This is a genomic window from Plantactinospora veratri (assembly GCF_036421995.1).
GTDB classification, from domain to species: Bacteria; Actinomycetota; Actinomycetes; order Mycobacteriales; family Micromonosporaceae; genus Plantactinospora; species Plantactinospora veratri.
On sequence record NZ_JAZGQL010000011.1, the window covers coordinates 1 to 23324 of the forward strand.

16 protein-coding genes and 1 pseudogene are annotated in these 23324 nt (G+C 71.4%); 13 read left to right on the forward strand and 4 right to left on the reverse strand.

The genetic code is table 11. From position 1 onward, the window contains the following. The 9 genes and pseudogenes from V1634_RS16750 to V1634_RS16790 form a co-directional block, all read left to right on the forward strand. On the forward strand, positions 1-2214 hold a 2214-nt coding region (locus V1634_RS16750; protein ID WP_331208762.1), incomplete at its 5' end, for a condensation domain-containing protein. 5 nt (positions 2215-2219) lie between these two features. Continuing rightward, a pseudogene (locus V1634_RS16755) lies at positions 2220-5162 on the forward strand (non-ribosomal peptide synthetase); the annotation flags it as partial. A gap of 216 nt (positions 5163-5378) precedes the next feature. Further along, a complete protein-coding gene (locus V1634_RS16760; RefSeq protein WP_331208787.1) occupies positions 5379-6326 on the forward strand; it encodes an ornithine carbamoyltransferase in 948 nt (315 codons plus the stop codon). Continuing rightward, complete coding sequence (locus V1634_RS16765; RefSeq protein ID WP_331208763.1) at positions 6323-7783, forward strand: MFS transporter; 1461 nt, start codon at positions 6323-6325, stop codon at positions 7781-7783. The genes V1634_RS16760 and V1634_RS16765 overlap by 4 nt, the downstream gene beginning before the upstream one ends. Before the next feature lie 138 nt (positions 7784-7921). Beyond that, a complete protein-coding gene (locus V1634_RS16770) occupies positions 7922-8836 on the forward strand; it encodes a TauD/TfdA family dioxygenase (protein WP_331208764.1) in 915 nt (304 codons plus the stop codon). A gap of 76 nt (positions 8837-8912) precedes the next feature. Beyond that, a complete protein-coding gene (locus V1634_RS16775) occupies positions 8913-9833 on the forward strand; it encodes a TauD/TfdA family dioxygenase (protein ID WP_331208765.1) in 921 nt (306 codons plus the stop codon). A 537-nt stretch (positions 9834-10370) separates the two neighbouring features. Continuing rightward, complete coding sequence (locus V1634_RS16780) at positions 10371-12167, forward strand: fatty acyl-AMP ligase (RefSeq protein ID WP_331208766.1); 1797 nt, start codon at positions 10371-10373, stop codon at positions 12165-12167. A 19-nt stretch (positions 12168-12186) separates the two neighbouring features. Next, positions 12187-14139, forward strand: coding sequence for an AfsR/SARP family transcriptional regulator (locus V1634_RS16785; RefSeq protein ID WP_331208767.1), 1953 nt, complete (start codon positions 12187-12189; stop codon positions 14137-14139). 49 nt (positions 14140-14188) lie between these two features. Then, positions 14189-14944: a thioesterase II family protein gene (locus V1634_RS16790; RefSeq protein ID WP_331208768.1), complete on the forward strand. Its 756-nt coding sequence runs from the start codon at positions 14189-14191 to the stop codon at positions 14942-14944. A 27-nt stretch (positions 14945-14971) separates the two neighbouring features. Here V1634_RS16790 and V1634_RS16795 read toward each other — a convergent pair whose 3' ends face one another. Continuing rightward, the gene (locus tag V1634_RS16795; RefSeq protein WP_331208769.1) at positions 14972-15307 is read right to left on the reverse strand and encodes a hypothetical protein; all 336 of its coding nucleotides are present in this window, start codon (positions 15305-15307) and stop codon (positions 14972-14974) included. A gap of 180 nt (positions 15308-15487) precedes the next feature. Here V1634_RS16795 and V1634_RS16800 point away from each other — a divergent pair, with 180 nt between their 5' ends. Next, positions 15488-16465, forward strand: coding sequence for an FAD-dependent oxidoreductase (locus V1634_RS16800; RefSeq protein ID WP_331208770.1), 978 nt, complete (start codon positions 15488-15490; stop codon positions 16463-16465). An 8-nt stretch (positions 16466-16473) separates the two neighbouring features. Here the strand turns inward: V1634_RS16800 and V1634_RS16805 are convergent, their stop codons facing one another. The 3 genes from V1634_RS16805 to V1634_RS16815 all read right to left on the reverse strand — a co-directional run bounded on the left by V1634_RS16805 (position 16474) and on the right by V1634_RS16815 (position 19546). After that, positions 16474-18501 carry a putative bifunctional diguanylate cyclase/phosphodiesterase gene (locus V1634_RS16805; protein WP_331208771.1) on the reverse strand — a complete coding sequence of 676 codons (2028 nt, stop codon included), beginning with the start codon at positions 18499-18501 and terminating at the stop codon, positions 16474-16476. Between the two features lie 154 nt (positions 18502-18655). Continuing rightward, entirely contained in the window at positions 18656-18940 is a 285-nt protein-coding gene (locus V1634_RS16810) for a hypothetical protein (protein ID WP_331208772.1), read from the reverse strand. Positions 18941-19114: 174 nt separating this feature from the next. Beyond that, positions 19115-19546 carry a RusA family crossover junction endodeoxyribonuclease gene (locus V1634_RS16815; RefSeq protein WP_331208773.1) on the reverse strand — a complete coding sequence of 144 codons (432 nt, stop codon included), beginning with the start codon at positions 19544-19546 and terminating at the stop codon, positions 19115-19117. A gap of 569 nt (positions 19547-20115) precedes the next feature. Here V1634_RS16815 and V1634_RS16820 point away from each other — a divergent pair. The 3 genes from V1634_RS16820 to V1634_RS16830 all read left to right on the forward strand — a co-directional run bounded on the left by V1634_RS16820 (position 20116) and on the right by V1634_RS16830 (position 23321). Next, a complete protein-coding gene (locus V1634_RS16820) occupies positions 20116-21402 on the forward strand; it encodes an ABC transporter substrate-binding protein (protein ID WP_331208774.1) in 1287 nt (428 codons plus the stop codon). Beyond that, positions 21399-22385, forward strand: coding sequence for a carbohydrate ABC transporter permease (locus tag V1634_RS16825; protein WP_456238615.1), 987 nt, complete (start codon positions 21399-21401; stop codon positions 22383-22385). Before V1634_RS16820 ends, V1634_RS16825 begins: the two co-directional genes overlap by 4 nt. A 96-nt stretch (positions 22386-22481) precedes the next feature. Beyond that, positions 22482-23321: a carbohydrate ABC transporter permease gene (locus V1634_RS16830; RefSeq protein ID WP_331208775.1), complete on the forward strand. Its 840-nt coding sequence runs from the start codon at positions 22482-22484 to the stop codon at positions 23319-23321. Positions 23322-23324: the final 3 nt, after the last annotated feature.

Sequence of the window (23324 nt, forward strand, 5' to 3'; positions counted from 1 at the left end):
GGCATGTCGATGTACGTCCTGGACGCTGACCTCGCCCCGGTTCCGGTGGGTGTGTTGGGTGAGTTGTTTGTCGGTGGGGTGGGGGTGGCTCGGGGTTATGTGAATCGGCCGGAGTTGACGGCGGAGCGGTTTGTGCCGGATCCGTTCGGGTCGGCCGGGTCCCGGTTGTACCGGACGGGTGATCTGGTGCGGATGCTGCCGACCGGTGATGTGGAGTTTGTTGGTCGGGTCGACGATCAGGTGAAGGTGCACGGGTATCGGATCGAGTTGGGTGAGATCCGGTCGGTGCTGTTGGAGGACGACGCGGTCCGCGACGTGGTGGTGGTGGCGGTGGGTGCGGCGTCGGACAGGCGCCTGGTTGCCTACTGTGTGCCGGCCTCGTCGGGTGAGTTGGATGTGGCCGGGTTGACGGGGCATGTGGCGTCTCGGTTGCCGGAGTACATGGTGCCGGCGGTGTTCGTGGGGTTGGATGCTCTGCCGTTGAACGCGAACGGGAAGGTGGATCGTCGGGCGTTGCCGGATCCGGATTCTGCCGTGGTGGATGCGGGGCCGGTGTTCGTGGAGCCGCGTACCGCGGTGGAGGAGCGGATTGCCGGGGTGTGGCGGGAGGTGCTAGGGCTCGATCGGGTTGGGGTGACGGAGAGTTTCTTCGATCTGGGTGGGCATTCGATCCGGGCGGTGGCGTTGGTCGGGAGGTTGCGGGCGGCCGGGTTCGAGGTGGCGGTCCGGGACGTGTTCCAGTACCGCACCATCGCCGAACTCGCCGAGAAGCTGGCCGGTCCGGTGCCGGAGGCGGCCGTCGAGGGTACGACCGTCGACGGGCCGACCGTGGCGCCGTTCGCGTTGCTCTCGGCCGAGGACCGGGCCGCGTTGCCGGCCGGGGTGGTCGACGCGTACCCGCTGTCGCAGGTCCAGCTCGGCATGGTCGTGGAGATGCTCGGCGGCGTCGGTGGCAACCGCTACCACAACACCAGCTTCTTCCGGATCCGGGACGAGCAGCCCTTCCAACCGGAGGCGTTGCGGGAGGCGGCCCGGATCGTGGTCGAGCGGCACGAACTGCTCCGCACCTCGTTCGACCTGACCAGCTACTCGGTGCCGATGCAGCTCGTGCACGGCACCGCCGAGATGCCGGTCGAGGTCTGCGACGTACGACACCTGGACGAGCCGGGCCGGGAGCGGGCCCTGTACGACCTGATCGCCCGGGAGCGGGCGAACCTGTTCGACCTGGCCGACCCGCCGCTGCTCCGGATGGCCGGGTTCGTGGAGGGCGACGACGCCTGGCGGCTCGGCTTCACCCAGTGCCACGCGATCACCGAGGGCTGGAGCCAGCAGTCCCTGCTGATGGAGGTGCTCGACCTCTACCGGCAGCTCGCCGCCGGCAGGAAGCCCGAGCCGGTCGTCGCGCCCGAGGTCCGGTACGCGGACTTCATCGCCGCCGAACTCGACTCGCTGGGCTCGACCGAGGACCGGGACTACTGGCAGGAGGTCGTCACCCGGCACGCCCGGTTCACCCTGCCGGCCGGTTGGGGTGGCGCCGCCGACGAGGCCGGCAGCTTCCGGGTCCCGGTCGGGTTCCCGGACCTGGAGCCGGGGCTGCGGGCGCTGGCGACGGCGACCCGTACGTCGATGAAGGCGGTGCTGCACGCCGCGCACCTGAAGGTGATGAGCCAGCTCACCGACGAGCCGGCGTTCTTCACCGGTCTGGTGTGCAGCGCCCGGCCCGAGGTCGACGGCGCCGACAAGGTCTACGGGATGTACCTCAACACCCTGCCGTTCCCGCACGACCGGACGGCCGGCACCTGGGGCAACCTGGTCCGGCAGGTCTTCGACCGCGAGGTCGAACTCTGGCCGCACCGGCGCTATCCGATGCCGGCGATCCAGCGCCGGCTCGGCGGGCGGCAGCTCATCGAGGTGATGTTCAGCTATCAGGACTTCCACCAGGTCGACACGGATCTCGTCGACGTGCGGGCCGGTGCGGGCGACGCCGCCAACGAGTTCGCGCTCGCGGTCTCGACCGGTCCCGGGCACCTGATGCTGCGGGTCCGGCGCTCCGCGCTGACCCCGCAGAACGCCGAGCGGGTGGTCGCGATGTACCGGGCGGTGCTGGAGTCGATGGCCGCGGGGGCCGACGGTGACGCCCGGGCGACGTACGTGCCGGCGGGGGAGCTGGACGCGGTGTTGACCGACTGGAACGACACAGCGGTGGAGTGGTGAACAACATGAGTCGATCGGTGCACCACATTGTCGAGGCACAGGCCGCGGCCACCCCGAAGTCGGTGGCGGTGGTCCAGGGCGGCGAGCGGGTCCGGTACGCCGAACTCGACGCGCTGGCGAACCGGTACGCCCAGCACCTGCGGGCGGTCGGCGTCGGGCCGGAGTCGGTGGTCGGGGTGCTGCTGTCCCGAGAGCCGTCGCTGCTGGCCTGGCTGCTGGCGGTCTGGAAGGCCGGCGCGGCGTACGTGCCGCTGGACCCGGAGCTGCCGCCGGAACGGCTGGGCTACATGCTGGAGACCGCCGGCGCGGAACTGGTGGTGAGCGAGTCGAGGCTGATCGGCCGGCTGGACGGGGTCTACTCCGGCCGGCACGTCCTCGCCGACCGGGACGAGCGGGTGATCGAGTCCCGGTCGGCGGAGCCGGTGCCCCGCCGCGACGACCAGCACCAATTGGCGTACATCATCTTCACCTCCGGCTCGACCGGGCGGCCGAAGGGCGTGCAGATCTCGCACCGGGCGCTGCTGAACCTGCTCTTCTCGATGCGCCGGTTGCTGGACGCCGGCACCGACGACGTCTGGCTCGCCGCCACCTCACTCTCCTTCGACATCTCCGGGCTGGAGCTGTATCTCCCGCTGGTCACCGGCGGCCGGCTGGTGCTGGCCGACGACGACGAGGTGGGGGACAGCCCGGAGCTGCTCAGCCTGCTCGACCGCTTTCCGGTGACGCACGTCCAGGCGACGCCCTCGGGCTGGAAGCTGCTGCTGGACGCGGGTTTCGCGGAACGGCCGGTGGTCGCGCTGGTCGGCGGCGAGGCGCTGCCTCCGGCGCTCGCCGGTGACCTGCGCGGCCGGGTGAAGCGACTGGTCAACGTGTACGGCCCGACCGAGACCGCGATCTGGTCGACCAGTTGGGACGTGCCCGGAGACGTCGAGGTGGTGCCGATCGGCCGGCCGATCGCGAACACCCGGACCTACGTGCTGGACCGGGACTTCCAGCCGGTCGCGGTCGGCGTCGTCGGCGAGCTGTACATCGCCGGTGACGGCGTCGCCCGGGGGTACGTCAACCGCCCCGAGTTGACCGCGGAGAAGTTCCTGCCGGAGCCGTTCGGCAAGGCGGCCGGGACCCGGATGTACCGCACCGGTGACCTGGTCCGGTACGGGCCGGACGGCAATCTGGAGTTCCTGGGTCGGGCGGACCACCAGGTGAAGATCCGGGGGCACCGGATCGAGCTGCCCGAGATCGAGGAGCGGCTGCTCGCCCATCCGGACGTCCGCAACGGCGTGGTGGTGGCCCGGGAGGACCCGGGCGGCGAGAAGTGGCTCGCCGGCTACGTCGTACCGGTGGACGGCCGGCCGATCGAGCCGGCCGGGCTGCGCGACTTCCTGGCCGAGGCGCTGCCCGGCTACATGGTGCCGGTCGCGTTCGTCACCCTCGACGCGCTGCCGCTGAACTCGGCCGGCAAGGTGGACCGGCGGGCGTTGCCGGCGCCGGAGCGGACGTCGTTCGGCGGCGAGCGGGAGTTCGTGGCGCCGCGCAACGAGATCGAGCGGCGGATCGCCAGGGTCTGCGTGGAGGTGCTCGGCATCGACCGGGTGGGGGTGCACGACAAGTTCTTCGACCTGGGCGCCGACTCGATGCGGATCGTGCAGCTCGTCACCGCCGCCCGGAAGGCCGATCTTCCGGTGTCGTTGCGGCTGCTCTACCAGCACGGCACCGTCGCCGAACTCGCCGTCGCCCTCGGCGCGCCGGCTCCGGCCAGTCATCTCGTCGAACCGACCCAGCTGCTGCCCGTCATCACGCCGGGCCAGGACAGGACCGGGACCGCCGCACCGGAGGCGGCAGCCGCCGCACCGGAGGCGGCAGCCGCCGCACCGGAGGCGGTAGCCGCCGTCGCGGAACCCGGGGCGGTCGCCGTGGCAGAGCCGGCCAGGTCGACGCCGGTCACCGCCGGCACGGTCGAACCGGCCCCGGCCGTCCGGGTCGAGGCGGGTGCGGGTCGGCTCGCCGCCGGGCCGTCGCCGCTGCCCATCATGGCCGCGCAGCACGTACCCGGGGCCAGTGTTGCGCTGGTCCGGGCCGGCCAGGTCGCCGAGGTACGCGGCTACGGCGTACTCGTCGCCGGTGGGGCCGAGCCGGTCACCCCGGAGACCCCGTTCCAGGTCGCCTCGATCAGCAAGCACGTCACCGCGCTCGGCGTACTCCGGCTGGTCGGTCAGGGGCGGCTGGAGCTGGATGTCGACGTGAACCGCTACCTGACCTCGTGGCGGCTGCCGGACGGGCCGGCCCCGGTCACCGTACGGCACCTGCTGGCCAACCTCTCCGGCCTATCCACCAGCCCGAACACCGGGTACGCCCCGACCGAGCCGATGCCGGACCTGCTCGACGTGCTGTACGGCCGCCCGCCGGCGACCTCCGAGCCGATCCGGCCCGAGCTGGTGCCGGGGGAGTCGTTCCGGAAGACCAACAGCCACTACGCGGTACTGCAACAGGTGCTGGTCGACCTGACCGGTGAACCGTTCCCGGAGCTGATCCGCCGGCTCGTCCTGGCACCGCTGGGCATGACCGACAGCAGTTTCGACCCGGCGTTCCCGGCCGACCCGGCCCGGCGGGTCGCGCTCGGGCACGACGCGCACGGGGTACCCGTACCCGGTGGCTGGCGCAACCGCCCGGCGCTGGCCGCCGGGGGTCTCTGGACGACCGCCGCGGACCTGGCCCGGGTGCTGGTCGAGATCCACCGGGCGCACCTGGGCGGCGGCGAGCTGCTCACCCCGGAACTCGCCGCCGAACTGGTGGCGGTCGCCTCGCCCGGCACGTTCTACGGTCTCGGCACCGTCGTCGACGACACCGCGCCGGACCCGGAGTTCGGGCATCCTGGCGAGACGGTCGGCTACCGGGCGATGACCATGGGCCGGCTCCGCGCCGGTGACGGCTTCGTGGTGCTGACCAACTCCGAGTCCGGCAAGGCGGTGCAGTCGTTCGTCGCCACCGAGCTGGCCGGCTGGGTCGAGCGGCCCGGCGGCGCGGCGGCGACGGCGGGTTACGCCGCCGTCGAGGACGGTGAGGCCATCCGGGTCGGGGAGCCGGCCGGCCGTGCCGGGTTCGTGGCCGACGTGACCCGGGAGGCGGCGCCGGTCACCGGCGCGGTGCGGGAGGAGGCGCGGACGGTGCGACACCTGATCTCGATCAACGACCTGACCGACGAGGACCTGCGGTCGATCGTCGCCCGGGGGGTACGGTTCCGGTCCGGGCAGGCCCGGCGGGAGCGGCCGCTCGACGGCGACGTGGTCGGCGTCTACTTCAAGCGGACCTCGACCCGGACCCGGACCGCGTTCTCCAGCGGTGCGCTGCGGCTCGGCGCGCAGATCATCGCGTACGGCCCGGAGGACCTCCAGCTCAACACCGGTGAGACGCACGCCGACACCGGCAGGGTGATGTCCCGGATGCTCGACGTGCTGGTGGCCCGCACCTCGGGCGATCCGGCCGAGCTGCGACAGATGGCCGACCAGGACCGGATGTCGGTGGTCAACGCGATGACCGCCGACGAGCACCCGACCCAGGCGCTGACCGACCTGACCACGATGCTCGACCACTTCGGACGGATCGACGGGCTGCGGGTGCTCTACGTCGGCGAGGGCAACAACAGCGCCGCCGCGCTCGCCCTGGCCCTGACCCGGTACGCCGGCACCCACCTGGAGCTGCGTACGCCACCGGGCTACGGGCTGACCGAGGAGATCAGGGCGACCGCCTCCGCGCAGGCGGCCCGGGGTACGGCGACGATCTGCGAGCGGCACGACATGGCGGAGCTGCCCGGCGGTTTCGACGTCGTCTACACCACCCGTTGGCAGACCACCGGCACCAGCAAGCCCGACCCGAACTGGCGGGAGATCTTCGCGCCGTTCCAGGTCGGCGCCGGGCTGTGGGCCGGTAGTCCGGACGCGGTCTTCATGCACGACCTGCCGGCGCACCGGGGCGAGGAGGTCACCGCCGAGGTGCTGGACGGCCCGGCGAGCATCGCCTTCGAGCAGGCGGAGAACAAGCTGCACAGCGCGATGGCGGTACTGGAGTGGTGCCGTCGTGGTCCCGTGGGCGGGCCGCCGGGGTCCGGATCGTGAGCATCGTGGAGGAGCCCGCCCCGCCATCGCGCGGGGCGGCGCCGTCCGGTACGACGGGCCCGCCCGACGCCGAGGCGTCGGGCGGGCCGCCGTCGCCGACCGTCCCGCTGCGCCGCAACCGGGACTTCCTGCTGCTCTGGGCCGGGGCGGCCGGCACCCTGATCGGGGCCCGGATCACCTCGATCGCGTACCCGATGCTGGTGCTCTGGTACACGGGTTCGGCCGGCAACGCGGGGCTGGTCGGTGCCGCCGCGCTGCTGCCGCACCTGCTGGTGCAGTTGCCGGCGGGCGCGTTCGTGGACCGCTGGGACCGGCGCCGGTTGATGATCTTCTGTGACCTGGGCTGTCTCGTCGCCACCGGCAGCGTGGCCCTGGCCGTGCTGTTCGACCGGATCTGGGTGCCCCAGCTCATGGTCGTGGCGTTCGTGCAGACCAGTCTGAGCGTCTTCTACCAGCTCGGCGAGCGGGCCGCCGTCCGGCAGCTCGTCCCGGCCGAGCACCTGTCGACCGCGTTGACCCAGAACGAGGCCCGGGGCCGGGCGGCGGTGCTGATCGGCCAGCCGGTCGGCGGGGTGCTGTTCACGGCGGCCAGGTGGGCGCCGTTCCTGTTCACCACCATCGCCCACCTCGGCTCCCTGATTGCGCTGCTGCTGATCCGCAAGCCCTTCCAACAGGCCCGTACGGAGCGACGCGTCACGACACTGCGTGCCGACATCGCCGAGGGCGTGGCGTGGATGTGGCAACAGCGCTTCCTGCGTACCGTGCTGGGGTTCGTGGCGATCAGCAATGCCGTCTTCCAGGCGCTCACCCTGGCCCTGATGGTCGTCGTCCGCAACGGTGGCGGTTCGGCCGCGGTGGTCGGTGCGGTGATCGGGGCCAGTGGCATCGGCGGAATGCTCGGCGCGCTGAGCGGCATGTGGTGGCTGCGCCGGGCCACGCTGCGAGCCCTGGTGGTGGGTGGGCTGGCCGCCTGGGCGGTGACCGTGCCGCTGATGGCGTTCACCACCAACCCGGTCCACCTGTCGGTGATCTTCGCCGCCAACAGCTACGTCGGCGGACTGTTCAACGTGGTCGGCATGGTCTACATGGTTCGGATCACCCCGGATCCGCTGATGGGCCGGGTCGGCGGGGTGGCCACACTGCTGGCCTCGGGGTCGAATTTCCTCGGCGCGCTGGGCGGCGGGGTTCTGCTGGCCGGTGCCGGGATCCGGGCGACCGTGCTGTGGCTCGGCGCGGTGATGTCGTCGCTGGTGGTGCTCGCCGTGCTCAGCCCGGCGGTGCGGGGCATCGCCCGGACGCCGGACAACGCCCGGATGGTCCGCCGGCTCGGCCGGCACGCGGCGCCCGGCCGCAACATGGTGCCCCCGGCGGCCGGTGACCGGACCGGGAACGGCGCCGCCGGTCCGACTGTTGCCGCAGGTCAGCGGGTCAATGGCCGCAGTATCGAGAAAGTATAGATCTTGCCTGCATCCTTGGACTGGATGACGGCTGTGTCACCGACGCATTACCTTCCGATTCCCGCTACCGGTCTCCACCTTTCGCGGGAGTCCCCTCGAAGGGAGAGTCCGATGGAAGGTCACCAGACCTGGAGACCGATGGAGATCGACCCGGCGGCCGCCGGGGTCGCGGCGAGCCCACAGGGGCTGGTCGACTACCTATCGACGACGCCGGACCTGGAGAAGCTGCTGACCGCGGAGAAGGCGCTGGTCTTCCGTGGCTTCCAGGTGACGGAGGAGACGCTCGACCCGGTCATGGACCGGCTGCTGCCGAACCGGCTGGCGTACGTGCACGGCAACTCGCCGCGCACCAAGGTGGGGAAGAACGTCTACACCTCCACCGAGTACCCGCCCGAGTTCACCATCTCGATGCACAACGAGCTGTCGTACGCCCACCAGTGGCCGTCCCGGCTGATGTTCTTCTGCCACACGGCGGCGGAGACCGGTGGCGCCACTCCGGTGGTCGACGGCGTCCGCTGGCTGGAGGCCCTGGACCCGGAGGTGCGCGCCGCGTACGCCGGTGGGGTGCGCTACACCCAGAACCTGCACGACGGCTTCGGCCTCGGCAAGAGCTGGCAGGACACCTTCGAGACCGCCGACCGGGACGAGGTCGAGGCGTTCCTGAGCAGTACCGAGGCGAGCTGGGAGTGGAAGTCCGACGGTGGGCTGCGGGTCACCCAGGACCGCCCCTCCACCACCCGGCACCCGGCGACCGGGGCCGAGGTGTGGTTCAACCAGTCCGACCAGTGGCATCCGGCGGCGCTCGGTGACGAGACCGCGAAGTCGCTGGCCGAGGTGCTGCCGCCGGACGAGCTTCCGCAGTCGGTCACCTTCGCCGACGGCACTCCGATCCCGGACGAGTACGTCATCCAGGTACGCGACCGTGGTCTGGAGGCCGCCGTCGACGTCAACTGGCGACAGGGCGACGTGTTGCTGATCGACAATGTACTGGTAGGCCACGGCCGGCGTCCGTTCACCGGGCGGCGTCGGGTCCTGGTTGCCATGTCCGACTGAACCGCCGGGTCGCCGCGCGGAGTTGTCCAGACCGAAGGGCCGGACCATGACTTCCTCCACTACTGACATCGGAACAATGCCGCACCTGGTCACCCGCGAGTCGGCCGGCGCCGAGATCGGGGAGCTGATCCGGGCCGAGCGTGCCGGCCTGCGGAAGATCCTGGGCGAGCGGGGTGCGCTGCTGCTGCGTGGCTTCTCCGTCGGCGGGGTCGACGGCTTCGACGCGGTGGTACGCGCGCTCTCCGGCCCGCCGCTGACCTATTCGGAGCGCTCCTCGCCGCGCAGCACGATCAAGGGCCAGGTCTACACCTCGACCGACTACCCGCCGGAAGAGGAGATCTTCCTGCACAACGAGAACTCCTACCAGGCGGTGTGGCCGCTGACCCTCTACTTCTACTGCCGGCAGGCGCCGGCCACCCGGGGGGCCACCCCGCTGGCCGACATCCGCAAGGTGTACCGGTCGATCGACCCGAGCATCCGCGAGGAGTTCGTCCGGCGGGGCTGGATGGTGGTGCGCAACTTCCACGGCTCGTTCGGTACCTCGTGGCAGCAGATCTTCAACACGGACGACCGGGCGGCCGTCACCGAGTACTGCGCGGGCAACGGGATCGAGACCGAGTGGCGGGACGGCGGCGGGTTGCGGACCCGGGCGGTCCGCAAGCCGGTGCACACCCACCCGGTCAGCGGCGAGACGGTCTGGTTCAACCACGCCACGTTCTTCCACGTGACGACGCTGCCGAAGGACGTCCGGGAGGGGGTCCTGGAGATGTTCGACGAGGAGGACCTGCCGACGAACACCTACTACGGCGACGGGGGGCGGATCCCGGACGACGTCATCGCCCACCTGCGCGACTGTTACCGCGCCGCGACCGTACGGTTCGACTGGCAGTACGACGACGTGCTGGTGGTCGACAACATGCTCGCGGCACACGGGCGCGAGCCGTTCACCGGCCCTCGGCAAATCGCGGTGGCGATGGCGGAGCCGTCGAACGCCTGAGCCCCACGCCTGAGCCCACCGCGAGCGGAAGCCCGCCCCGGCAGCCACCCGGCCGCCAGGGCGGGCTTCTCGCATGTCGTCCCCTATTTCCGACTCCGCCCGGCCTGTTCCGGCTGCGGATCGCCCCGGTTACGGACGAGTATGTGAAACTGTCTTGTCTTCTGGATACGCGGCCGTATCCACACGACACCGGACTATGTTGTTTGCGTCGGCAAAGAAACGGTGAGTATCCCGGCCGGCCGGGCTAATTGCCCTGGTGGGCGGGACATTGCGGCAATGCAGACAAGGTTACCATTCGGTAGTGAAGGCTCGGACCCGATAAGCGACGGGACGTTTTCCCGATGTTTCGCTCGAAGTTCTTATCGCTGTCTCCAACCTGACTTGATTGAATATCGGTGCACCGATATCGTAGGCGGAACCGTCCGTGAGCGTTTGGGGAGTACTGGCGTCCGCGGTCGTGGCCGCTGGGAGCCTGTCGCTCATTCGGGGGCCCGCCGTGGTTGGCCACGCTTCCTGTAGCCAACATTTTGGGGGGAAATGCGGGTGGGAATCGTGGGTTTGGTGGAGCGGGTCGCCCGACACGCCGACCAGGATCCGGACCGGGAGGCTGTTGTCCTCCTCCGTTGGGACGAACGTGAAGAACGTTCGGAGTCCTTGAGTTACGGCGAGCTGGACCGGGCTGCCCGGGAGTTGGCCGGCAGACTCCGGGACCGCTGTCGTCCCGGCGATCGCGCACTACTGCTCTATCCGACCGGCATCGAGTTCGTCAAAAGCATCCTGGGCTGTATGTACGCCGGTGTCGTCCCGGTGCCGGCCCCGCTGCCCGACGGGGACAAGCACCACCTCATGCGGGCCACCGGGATCGCGCTGGACTCCGACCCGAGGATCGTGCTGACCGACAGCGGGAGCCTGGTCACCGTCTCCGACTGGATGAGCCAGGACGGGCTGGACCGGCTGCTCTGCACCGCCACCGACCTCGCCGGGCCGGCCGCCCCGGGTGCCTGGGACGGGCCGACACACATCGGTTCGGGTGCGCTGGCGCTGCTGCGCTATACGACCGGGTCCATGAGCGACCCGAAAGGTGTGATGATCAGCCATGAGAACCTGGCGCACAATTTCGAAATGCTCAGGGACGCGTTTTCCCTGACGCCGTGGGACCGTTCCCTCGGTTGGCTGCCGTTGCACGACGGTGCCGGGTTGCTCGAAATGCTGCTCGAACCGCTCTATCGCGGCGCCACCGCCGTACTCATGTCGGCCGATGATTTCTTTGCCGATCCGGTCCGCTGGCTGAAAGCTATCGACAAATACGATGTGCGGATCAGTTCCGCACCCGGTTTCGCCTACCGGATGTGCGCTCGCCGGGTGACCGACGAGCAGGTCAGAGGCGTGGACCTGGGCCGGTGGGAGCACGCCTGCGTCGGTGGTGCGGACCCGATCGAGCCCGAGCCGTTGATCGAATTCGCCGACCGGTTCGCGTCGGCCGGCTTCCGTCGCGAGGCGGTGCGGGTCGGCTATCACATCACCGAGTCGACATTGTTCGTCTCCGGCACCCGACCCGGTCATCCACTCGCCGTGGAACGGTTCGATCCGAGCCGCTTGGAACAGAACATTCTGTTGCCGGCGGCGACCGATGCGGCCGCGGCGAGATCACTTGTCAGCAGCGGCACGGTAAATGGTCTTGACGTCAGGATCGTCGACCCGGACACCGCCGCGGTACTGCCCGACGGACGGCTCGGTGAGATCTGGATCCGGGGCCGGAGCGTGGCCCGTGGCTACTGGCGGCGCGAGGTGGAGAGCGACCGGACCTTCGAGGCGACCACCGCCGACGGCGAGGGCGGCTACCTGCGTACCGGTGACCTCGGCGTCTGGGCCGGTGCCGAGCTCTACGTGCTGGGCCGGATGCGCGAGATGCTGGTCATCGGCGGGCGGAGCCTCTATCCGCACGACATGGAGAAGGCGGTCCGCACCTCCGACACCCGGTTCGCCGACCTGACCGGCACCGTCTTCGCGGTGCCGTCGCCCCGGCAGGAGATCGTGGTCCTGCACGAGGTCCAGGCCGAGCCGGCCGACCCGGCGACGCTGTCGTCGCTGGCCCGTGGCGTCAAGGACTGGCTCAGCCGGTGCTTCGGGGTGCGGGTGGCCAACGTGGCCTTCCTACACCCCGGCAAGGTGCGCAAGTCGCCCGGTGGCAAGGTGCAGCGGGCGCTGATGCGGGAGCTGTTCATGGCCGACGCCCTCGACCCGGTCTACGAGGACCTGGACATCGAGACCCGGCGCCGTTACCGCGCGGTCGGCCGACCGCTCGCGGTGAGCCACGGCAAGGACTTCCGATGACGGCCGGCGGGAGGTCCTGATGTTCGGAACCCCGCCGGCTCCGGCACCGGTCGACCCCACCGACGCGGGCGTGTCCGGCCACCCCCGCCCCGGAGAGATGGAATTCCGGATCCTCGGCTCGGTCGAGGTGGTCGACTCGACCGGCCTGGTCGAACTCAGCGCCTCCAAGGTGCGCACCGTGCTCGCCGTACTGCTGCTCGCCCGGGGTCGGGTGGTCTCCGACTCACGACTCGCCGTGGTGCTCTGGGGTGACGACCCGCCGGTCACCGCGGCCGCGCAGATCCAGACGTACGTCTCCCGGCTGCGCGCCAAGCTCGCGCCGGACGCCGAGATCGTCCGGCAGCGCCCCGGCTACGTGCTGCGGGTCGCGCCCGAACGGTTCGACCTGGTCCGTTTCGAGCAGCTCGCGGCGCGTGGCCGGGACGCCCTCGCCGAGGGGCGGCCGGCCGAGGCCGCCGAGGCGCTGCGGGGCGCCCTCGCGCTGTGGCGCGGCCCCGCCCTGGCCGGGGTTACCGAGTTCCTCAGCGACGCGGAGCGGCCCCGCCTGGAGGAGGCGCGGCTGGCCGCGCTCGGCGACCGGATCGACGCGGAACTGGCGCTCGGCCAGCACGGGCGGCTGGTCGTCGAGCTGACCGGGCTGGTCGCGGCGGACCCGCTGCGCGAACAGTTGCGTGGCCAGCTGATGCTGACGCTCTACCGGTGCGGCCGGCAGGCGGACGCGCTCGCCAGCTACCAGGACTACCGGCACCTGCTCGCCGAGGAACTCGGCATCGACCCGGGACGCGAGCTACAGGACCTGCACAAGTCCATCCTGGCCGCCGAGGCGTCGCTGACCCTGCCGGCGCCGGAGGTCCGGGTGGCCGTCCGGCGTACCCCGGCCGAGCCGCTGCCGGCCCGGCTCCCGCCGGACGTGGCGGACTTCACCGGCCGGGACCGGGAGGCCGCCCAGGTGGTCGCGCTGCTGCGTACCCGGGCGGACAACGGTGGGCGGCGGCTCGCCTGCGTGATCGGCGGGATGGCCGGGCTGGGCAAGACCGCCCTGGCGATCCACGTCGGACACCTGCTGCGCTCGTCGTACCCGGACGGGCAGATCTATCTGGACCTGCGCGGCGCCGGACCACAGCCGGCGGACCCGGCGGACCTGCTCGGCACCATCCTGCGGGCGCTGGGAGTGGAGGCGTCGGAGATCCCGCCGTCGATGGCGGAGCGGGTACAGCTCTACCAGAACCGGCTCGCCGGGCGGCGGGTGCTGGTACTTCTCGACAACGCCGCCAGCGAGCAGCAGGTACGCCCACTGCTGCCGGAGAGCCCGACCTGCGCGGCGATGGTGACCAGCCGGGCCCGGCTGGCGGCGCTGGAGGGCGTACCCCTGATCGACCTGGACGTCCTCGAACACCGGCAGGCGCTGGAACTGCTCTCCAAGATCGTCGGTGCCGCCCGGGTGGCCGCCGAGCCGGAGTCCGCGGTACGCATCGTCGAACTCTGCGGCCACCTGCCGCTCGGCGTACGCATCGCGGGTGCCCGGCTCACCGCCAAGCCGCACTGGCGGCTGGCCCGGCTCGCCGACCGGCTCTCCAGCCAGCGTCGGCGGCTGGACGAACTGCGGATCGGTGACCTCGAGGTCCGGGCCAGCGTGGCGCTGAGCCTCCAGGGCCTCGACGAGCCGGCCCGGCGTGCCTTCCGGCTGCTGGCCCTGCTCGACGCGCCCCGGTTCGCCATCTGGACCGCCGCGGTGCTGCTCGACGTCACCCTCGCCACCGCGCGGGAGCTGCTGGAGCAACTGGTCGACGCCCGACTGCTGGACGTCGTCCAGGTCGACGGTTCGAGCCAGGCGCGATACTTCTTCCACGACCTGGTCCGGGCGCTCGCCATGGAACAGGCCGCGGACGAGGAGACGGCCGACGAGCGGTACGCGGCGCTGGACCGGACGTTCGGCAGCCGCTCCGGCCCGGGCGCCAAGGAGAACGGCTGACCACCCGGCTCCACCCGGGACAACTCCACCGAGGGAAAGGGCTGCGCCGGTGAGCACGTACGGCAGGGTCACGAACGACTGGTTCCTCCGCTTCGCGGCCGCGCCCCGGGCCACCGTCCGGCTGGTCTGCTTCCCGCACGCGGGTGGCGGGGCGGCGGGCTACCGGCGCTGGGCGGAACTGGTCCCCGACTCGATAGAGGTGATCGGGGTGCAGTATCCGGGCCGGCAGAACCGGTACGGCGAGCCGGTCATCGACGACATGGCCGTCCTGGTCGACGAGATCGTCGCGGCGGTCGAGCGGGAGCTGACCGGGCCGGTGGTCTTCTTCGGACACAGCATGGGCACCGTGGTCGCCTTCGAGGTGGCCCGCCGGTTGCGCCGCAGCGACTCGTTGACGGTGCGTCGGCTCTTCGTGTCGGCCGGTCCGGCACCCTCGGCCCGACATTCGATCGGGGTGCATCTGCGCGACGACGACGGGGTGGTCGCGTACCTCCGGGAACTCGGCGGCAGCGGCGTGGAGCTGCTGGAACTCGACGAGATGCGGCAGTTGACGCTGCCGATGGTCCGGGGCGACCTGCGGCTGATCGAAACCTACCGTTACGCGGCCGGCGAGCCGCTGAGCTGCCCGATCACCGCGATCGTCGGGGATCGGGACCACACCTTCACCACCGCCGACGCCCGGCGGTGGGTGGTGCACACCAGTGCCGGGCTCGACGTGCACACGCTGCCCGGCGGCCACTTCTATCTGGACGACCAGGCGGACCGGCTGGTCCCGCTGCTGCTGGAGCGGATCCTGCCCCGGTAACGCCGGGGCGGCCCGGCCCGCGATCCGTCAGCGCTCCTCGACTCCGGGGCCGCCGTCGCCGTCGTCCCGGGGCAGATATCGACGTACCCGGATGCCGTGGCCGTGTGCGCGGATGCCGTCGGCGGCGGCGATCGCCGCGACGGGATCGGTGAGGAAGTCGAGCGCGACGGCGGTGTCGCCCTCGATGCGGCTGCGCATCCGCTCCAGCCCCTCCGGGGTGCTGGACGCCACGGCATCCAGCTTGACCAGTGCCGCCGCCCGAAGTCGATAGTCGTTCTCGACCTCGACGACAACCTCGGACACCACCACGTAGCGCTGGGTCCGGGTGGAAGCGCTGAGCTCGCTGTCCATCTCTTCCTTCACGGTCCTGAGCATAGTCGTACCTTTCATGCGCAGAAACCCTCATTGATCCCTCGTCAAGCAAGTTTATTTACTTACGGGGTTCCGGCCCACTTTAGGGGTCTTCCTGTATGGACATTGCGTGAGAACTCGATTACCCTGCGGGAGGTTGTCTGTCTCGGGATCGACCGGCAGGCTGGTCGGATGCGCGACGTCGTGGTGCTGGGCGCGGGGGTGGTCGGGCTGACCACCGCGGTACGGCTGGCCGAGGCCGGTGCCCGGGTGACGGTGCTGACCGCCGACGAACCGGCCGACACGGTCTCCCGGGTCGCCGCCGCGGTGTGGTACCCGACCCGGACCAGCGGCGACCCCCGGGTGCTGGGCTGGGCCCGGCGCACCTTCGAGGTGCTCGCCGGACAGGCCCGGCAGGAGGTGCCGGGCGTGCGGATGCGGCCGACCCGGATGCTGCTGCGCGAGCCGGTGACCGGTGCCCCGTGGTGGGCCCCGGCGGTCCCCGACTTCCGGACCGTCCCGCCCCCGGCCGGGTACGCCGGACAGTGGCGGTTCACCGTGCCGAGTGTCGAGATGGGCCCGTACCTCGACTGGCTGGTCGACCGGCTCGGCCGGCTGGACGTGCCGGTGCGCCGGCACCGGGTGGACCGGCTCGCCGACGTACCCCCGATCGCGGCCGAGGCGTGGCCGTCGGCCCGGCGGGCACCGCTGGTGGTCAACGCCACCGGGCTGGCCGCCGGCAAACTCGCCGACGACCCGGCCGTGCACCCGATCCGGGGCCGGATCGTGCTGGTCGGCAACCCCGGCATCGACACCTCGGTACGCGACGAGCAGAACCCGGCCGGCATCAGCTACGTACACCCGCGCGCCCGGGACGTGGTGCTGGGCGGCACCTTCGAGCCGTACCGGACGGAGACCGGGCCCGACGACGAGGCCGCCGCCGCGATCCTGGCCCGGTGCGTCGCGCTGGTCCCCGAACTGGCCGCGGCACCGGTGCTCGGGCAGCTCGCCGGGCTGCGGCCCGGCCGGCTCGGCGGAGCCCGGCTGGCCGAGGATGCCTCCGGGCTGGCCGGACCCGCCCGGCTGATCCACAACTACGGGCACGGCGGCGCCGGGGTCACCCTCGGCTGGGGCTGCGCCGACGAGGTGGCGGCGCTGGCCGCCGACTGACGGCGCGGCTACCGGATCGTCGCGGAGACCCCGGCCCGGGCGATGGTCCGGGCCATCAGCTCGTGCAGCGGCTCGGGCCGGCCCAGGTGGTATCCCTGACCCCGGTCGACGCCGAGGTCGCGCAGCACCGGCACCAGCTCGGGCCGGTCGATGTGCTCGGCGACGGTCCGCATCCCGAGCCCGTGCGCGGCCCGCACCACGGCGTCGATCAGGATCGGGTCCGAGCCGCCGTGGTCGGCGTGCCGGACGAACTCACCCGCGATCTTGACCGCGCTGAACGGCAGGTGCTTCAGGTAGACGAAGGAGCCGTATCCGGCGCCGAAGTCGTCCAGGCTGAACCGGCAGCCGGCCGAGGTGAGCGTCGAGGCGAGCCGGCGGGCGGCGGCCAGGTTGGCGATGGCGGTGGTCTCGGTGATCTCCAGGCCGAGCTGCGTCGCGGGTACGCCCGCGGCGGCCAGGGTGCCGACCACCCAGTCACCGAAGCTCGGATCCTCGAGCGAGCGGCTGGAGATGTTCACGTCCAGCCGCAGTTCCACCCCGGCGGCCCGGGCCGCGGCGAGTGCTCCGGTGGCGGTCTCCACCACCCAGCGGTCCAGCTCGTAGATCATGTCGCCGCGCTCCAGCGCCGGCAGGAAGTCCCCGGGACCGATCTGCCGGTGCTGGTCGTCGCGTACCCGCATCAGCAGCTCGTAGCTGCGCACCTGGTCGTCGCCGAGGTCGATGATCGGCTGGGCGTCGAGCTGCAACTGACCGGTGTCCAGCGCCCGGCGTACCCGGGAGACCAGGTCGACCCGCTGGGCCGCCAGCCGCTGCTGCTCCGGCGCGAAGAGCCGGGCCCGGTTGCGGCCCTCTCCCTTGGCCTGGTAGAGCGCCAGGTCGGCGTGGGCGAGCAGCAGGGTGTCGTCGTCGGCGGTGTCCAGCGGGGCGGCGCCGATGCTCAGCGTCACCCGCAGCGGCTCGCCGCGCACCGCGAGCGGGGTGTGCGCGACCAGGTCGCAGAGCCCGGCCCCGATCGCCAGTGCCCGGTCGGCGTCGCAGGAGGGGAGCAGCACGGCGAACTCGTCCCCGCCCAGCCGGCCGAGCACCGCCTCGGCGGGCAGGTGGTCGGGGAGCAGCCGGGCGAGCAGCCGGAGCACCTCGTCGCCGATGGCGTGCCCGCGCAGGTCGTTGATGTCCTTGAAGTTGTCGATGTCGATCAGGAGCAGGGCCGCCGCCGTCCCGCCGTCGGTGCCGGTGAGCTGGCTCAGTTTCGCGGTTAGCGCGCGCCGGTTCGGCAGTCCGGTCAGCGGATCGTGCTCGGCGAGGTAGGCCAGCTCGTCCTGGACCTGCCGGATCTCGGTGATGTCGTGCGCCGTACCGAGCATCCGCAGCGGCCGGCCGGACTCGTCGGTGAAGACCTCGCCGTAGCACTCCAGGACGCGCAGCTGACGGCTGTTCGCCAGGTACATCCGGTGGGTGTAGGTGAACGGGGTGGCCTCCCGGATCGCCCGGTGCAGGGTCGCCTCGATCATTCCGAGGTCGTCCGGGTGGATCATCGTCCGGTAGGTCGGGTAGTCGAGCGCGGTCTCCGGAGCCAGCCCGATCATGGCCTTCAGGGTGGGTGACCAGACCACCTGGTCGGTGGGAAGGTGCCACTCCCAGGTGCCGACCCGGGCCAACTGCTCGATGTGGGAGAGCCGCCAGGCGTAGTCGTCGGCGCGGCGCCGGTCGGCGCGCTGCTCGGTGACGTCGACCAGCTCGTACACCAGGTGGCTGTCCGGCTCCGGGGCGGTACGCGGCAGCGGCGGCAGCCGCCGGCAGGTCACCCGCAGGTGCCGTACGGTGCCGCCGACCGTCGGGCAGCGCAGCTCGACCGGTGGTCCGCCCGGGGTGGCGGTGTCGAAGGGCAGCGAGCCGATGTCCGCGCCGACGAGTTGGCCGAGTCGCTGCGCCGCCCGGTTGTACCAGGTCACCTCGCCGTTCTCGGCCGTGGTCAGCAGGGCGGTGGAGGTGGTGTCGAGCACCGCGGCGGGCACGCTGGACGGCAGTGCGGGCACTGGGCCTCCCGTAGAGATCGACCGGATCCGGTGCAGGGGACGCGGGACGTGCACGGTCGGCCGTGACGGCGCACTGAGTGTACGGAGGCCGGACGTCCACGGCCAACGCCCCTGCGCCGACAGCCGTCGATCCGGCCCGAGGTTCGGGTGCGGGTCAGTGGGACCCGGAGCCGTCCCGCCGGACGATCGCCACGGCGACCCGGCAGAACTCGTCCATGTCCGGGGTGAATCCGGCCGCGATGTCCGGATGCAGCCCTGCCCGGGTCTCGTCGAGCAGCCGGCGGCAGACCTCCTCGACCGGTTCACCGGCGTAGTCGTTCCGGACCCGTTCGGTGGCCGCCCGCAACGCGGAGTTGAGCTGCTCCTCCAGCGGTCCGCGCAGATGCTGGCGCGCCGGGTCGAGCCCGGTGGGGTCGAGCGTGACGTGTGGCTCCGACATGACCGCTCCCTTCGTCGCCGGTGCCGTTGCCCGCCGGTCCCCCGTCACCCGCCGGTCGCGTCCGCGTACCCAGCGTCGGGCGAGGGTCAAACCGGTTCCGGCGTACCGGTGTGGCCGTCGTCCCGGTGCGGCGGTGACGGCCGGCGCCCGGCTGGGGACGCGGACGGCACCGGCTCAGGACACCGGCGGCAGGCTGGTCACCCGAACCAGGTACGACAGCTCCTCGGCCGGCTCCTCCCGGTACGACACCTGCTGAACCTGCCGGTCGTCGACGTAGAGCGCGACGTCGGCGAGTACCCCGAGGTGGGCGAGGCCGATGTCGGCGGCCCGCTTCTTGTCCTGGAGCACGGCGCCGATCCCGCCGATCAGGGTCGCGGCGTCGGAGGTCCGCCGGCCCGGCGGGCAGCGCAGCACGATCTCCAGGGCGACCGGTCCGGTCAGTGCCGTCCAGCCGCTGCGCTGCGCGGCGGCGCAGGCGGCCTGGAGCAGGGTGCGGACCCGGGCGGCCTGCCGGTGTCCGGCCGCGAAGATCGACAGTGCCTCGGTCTTGACCGGTGGCGGCCCGTTGACCTCGAAGGACAGGGTGAGTGCCCGGGTGTTCTGCACGGCGGCACCTCCTCTTGCGGACGATCCTGCCCGTGGATCGCGGGGACGGGGGCGCGTTTTGCCTGTCGGAACCTGCCGCCCGGGCGGATCCGGGCCGGGTCGCGCGGAGGCGGGGTGGCGGGTCCACCGGGCGGTCGGCATCGACGGCGACCTGCTGGCACCGGAGGTAGCACCCACGGTATCCGAGGCGTCGCCCGCCGGGAATACCACAGTGGAGCCCGGATCGGCGGCCCTCGGCCGACGGCCGGGGCGCCGGGCCAGCGGGGTACGGCCCGGTGGCGCGTGGCCGGGGCGCGGGGCGGCTGAAGCCTGTCGATGTTTCGGTGCGTGGGCGTCGGGGCAGTGGGGAGGTCCGACACCTACGCCCGGTCCGGCGGTTCGCCTGCGGCCGGAGGCGGGGTGCTTTCGCCGTGTGCCGGGACGGGCCCCGCCCCGGCGTCGTGAGAGGGAGGACGGCGCGATGAGCGGTCACCGGGCGCGCGACGTGTGGTCGGCGGGACACCACCGGCGGTCACGGTCGGCGGATGCCGACGTGGGCGGGACGGCCGGGGGGAGAGCGGGGGACCGGCATGGCTGAGCCCGAGCGGGGCGGCCCGGGTCGGAGCCGCCGGTACCGGCTGATGGCGGCGCTCGCGGCGCTGACGCTGCTGGGGCCACTCGCGGCCTGCGGCTCCGGCGACGACGGCGGCGTACCGACCATCAACCTCTACTACACCACCGAGCAGAACATCCAGAAGGTGGTCGACGACTGCAACGCGAAGGCCGGCGGCCGGTACCGGATCGCGTACCGGGTGCTGCCCCGGGCCGCCGACGAGCAGCGGGTGCAGTTGGTCCGGCGGCTGGCCGCCGAGGACACCGGGATGGACATCCTGGGCCTGGACGTCACCTGGACCCAGGAGTTCGCCAGCGCCGGCTGGCTGCTGGAGTGGACCGGCGAGCGCCGGGCCGAGGTCGAGCGCGGCACCCTGGCCGGTCCGCTGGAGACGGCCCGCTACGAGGACCGGCTCTACGCCGCGCCGAAGAACACCAACGTGCAACTGCTCTGGTACCGGTCCGACCTGGTGCCGCAGCCGCCGCAGACCTGGGACGAGATGATCAGGATGGCCCAGGACCTGCGAGGGCGGGGCCAGCCGTACCGGGTGATCACCATGGGCGCCCAGTACGAGGGACTGGTGGTGCTCTACAACACCCTGGTGGCCAGTGCCGGCGGCCAGATGATCAACGACGACGGCAGCAAGGCGGTCTTCGACGAGGGTGCCGTCCGGGCCCTGGAGGTGCTGCGGAACTTCGCCACCGCCGGGATCACCACCTCCTCCTTCTCGAACACGATCGAGGACCAGGCCCGGCTCGACTTCCAGTCCGGGGCGGGCGCGTTCCAGCTCAACTGGCCGTTCGTCTATCCGGCGATGCAGGAGGCCGACCCGGAGCTGGCGAAGAAGGTGAAGTGGGCCCGCTATCCGGGCGTCGACCCGGGTACGCCGAGCAAGGTGACGATCGGCGGGTTCAACCTGGCGATCAGCCGGTACACCGAGCACCCCGAGGAGTCCTTCGACGCCGCCACCTGCCTGCGTGACGCCGAGCACCAGAAGTTCTCCGCGATCAACGACGGGGTGCCGCCGACCATCGAGAGCGTCTACGCCGAACCGGAGATGGCCGAGGCGTACCCGATGCGGGACACCATCCTGGAGGAGCTGAAGGACGCGGCGACCCGGCCGCGCAGCCCGGCGTACCAGAACATCTCGACGGTGCTCTCGGCGACGCTCTCCCCGCCGTCGTCGATCGACCCGGAGCGGACCGCGGACCGGATGCGGGAGGCGACGCAGGACGCGCTCGACTCGAAGGGGGTGCTGCCGTGAGCACCGAAACCGAAACCGGGACCGCGACCGCCGTGGACCGGACCGGCACCGGCCGGGGAGTGCCGGCGCCGCGGCGCGGCCGCCCCGGGCGGGCGGTGCTGAGCGAGGGGAAGCGGGCCGAGCGCCGGCTCGGCTGGCTGCTCTGCGCCCCGGCCGCGCTGGTGATGCTGGCCGTGACCGCCTATCCGATCCTCTACTCGGTCTGGCTGTCGTTGCAGCGCTTCGACCTCAAGTTCCCGGACGAGCGGGAGTTCGTCGGGCTGGCCAACTACGTCACGGTGCTGACCAACGACTACTGGTGGACCGCGTTCGGGGTGACCATGCTGATCACCGTCGTGACGGTCGCCGTCGAACTGGTGCTGGGCATGGGGCTGGCCGTCGTGATGCACCGGACCATCGTCGGGCGCGGCCTGGTCCGCACCTCGGCGCTGATCCCGTACGGCATCGTCACGGTGGTGGCGGCCTTCTCCTGGCGGTACGCCTGGACGCCCGGCACCGGATATCTGGCCAACCTCTTCGGCGAGGGGGCGCCGTTGACCGAACGGGCCAGCGCGCTGGCGATCATCATGCTGGCGGAGATCTGGAAGACCACCCCGTTCATGGCGTTGCTGCTGATGGCGGGCCTGGCGCTGGTGCCGGAGGACCTGCTCAAGGCGGCCTCGATGGACGGTGCCACCGCGTGGCAGCGGTTCGTCAAGGTCATGTTGCCGGTGATGAAGCCGGCGATCCTGGTGGCGCTGCTGTTCCGCACCCTGGACGCGTTCCGGGTCTTCGACAACATCTTCGTGCTGACCGCCGGTTCGAACGAGACGTCGTCGGTGTCGATGCTCGCCTACAACAACCTGATGCGCGGGCTCAACCTCGGGATCGGGTCGACCATGTCGGTGCTGATCTTCCTGGCCGTGGCGATCATCGCGTTCATCTTCGTGAAGCTGTTCGGCACGGCTGCCCCGGGCAGCACAGACGAGGGAGGTCGCCGGTGAGCGCGAGGAGCGTAGCGAAGCGGAGCACCGCAGTCGCGAACGAAAGGAAGCTCTGATGAGCGCGAGCACCGTGGTCGCGAACGGAAGGAGAATCTGATGGCCGCCGCCGACACCACCACCGCGGCGAAGTGGCGGTGGGGACTGCTGGACGTCGTGGTGGTGGTCTTCGCACTGGTCCCGGTGCTGTGGATCGCGTCGCTGTCGTTCAAGACCACCGGCACGCTCACCGACGGGAACTTCATCCCCCGGGAGTGGACGCTGGACAACTACCGCACGATCTTCTCCACCAACCAGTTCGTCCGGGCCCTGGGCAACTCGATCGGTATCGCCCTGATCGCCACCGCCATCGCGGTGGTACTCGGCACCATGGCCGCGTACGCGGTGGCCCGGCTGGACTTTCCGGGCAAGAAGGCGCTGGTCGGGGTCTCCCTGCTGATCGCGATGTTCCCGCAGGTCTCGCTCGTCTCGCCGCTGTTCGAGATCGAGCGGTCGCTCGGGCTCTTCGACACCTGGCCGGGGCTGATCCTGCCGTACATCACCTTCTCGCTGCCGCTGGCCATCTACACGCTGTCGGCGTTCTTCAAACAGATCCCGTGGGACCTGGAGAAGGCCGCCAAGATGGACGGCGCCACCTCGGGCCAGGCGTTCCGCCGGGTCATTGCGCCGCTGGCCGCCCCCGGGGTCTTCACCACCGCGATCCTGGTCTTCATCTTCTGCTGGAACGACTTCCTCTTCGCGATCTCGCTGACCTCCACCGAGCGGTCCCGCACGGTACCGGTGGCGCTGTCGTTCTTCACCGGGGAGTCGCAGTTCGAGGACCCGACCGGGGCGATCTCCGCCGCCGCCGTGGTGATCACGATTCCGATCATTCTGTTCGTGCTGTTCTTCCAGCGTCGCATCGTGTCGGGCCTGACGTCCGGCGCCGTCAAGGGGTGAGGT

Excerpts from the sequence above, each read along its gene's own strand:
- V1634_RS16770 (WP_331208764.1), top strand. The coding sequence starts at position 7,922 with ATGGAGATCGACCCGGCGGCCGCCGGGGTCGCGGCGAGCCCACAGGGG.
- V1634_RS16775 (WP_331208765.1), top strand. The coding sequence starts at position 8,913 with ATGCCGCACCTGGTCACCCGCGAGTCGGCCGGCGCCGAGATCGGGGAG.
- V1634_RS16780 (WP_331208766.1), top strand. The coding sequence starts at position 10,371 with ATGCGGGTGGGAATCGTGGGTTTGGTGGAGCGGGTCGCCCGACACGCC.
- V1634_RS16785 (WP_331208767.1), top strand. The coding sequence starts at position 12,187 with ATGTTCGGAACCCCGCCGGCTCCGGCACCGGTCGACCCCACCGACGCG.
- V1634_RS16800 (WP_331208770.1), top strand. The coding sequence starts at position 15,488 with ATGCGCGACGTCGTGGTGCTGGGCGCGGGGGTGGTCGGGCTGACCACC.
- V1634_RS16810 (WP_331208772.1), bottom strand. The coding sequence starts at position 18,940 with ATGTCGGAGCCACACGTCACGCTCGACCCCACCGGGCTCGACCCGGCG.
- V1634_RS16820 (WP_331208774.1), top strand. The coding sequence starts at position 20,116 with ATGGCTGAGCCCGAGCGGGGCGGCCCGGGTCGGAGCCGCCGGTACCGG.
- V1634_RS16830 (WP_331208775.1), top strand. The coding sequence starts at position 22,482 with ATGGCCGCCGCCGACACCACCACCGCGGCGAAGTGGCGGTGGGGACTG.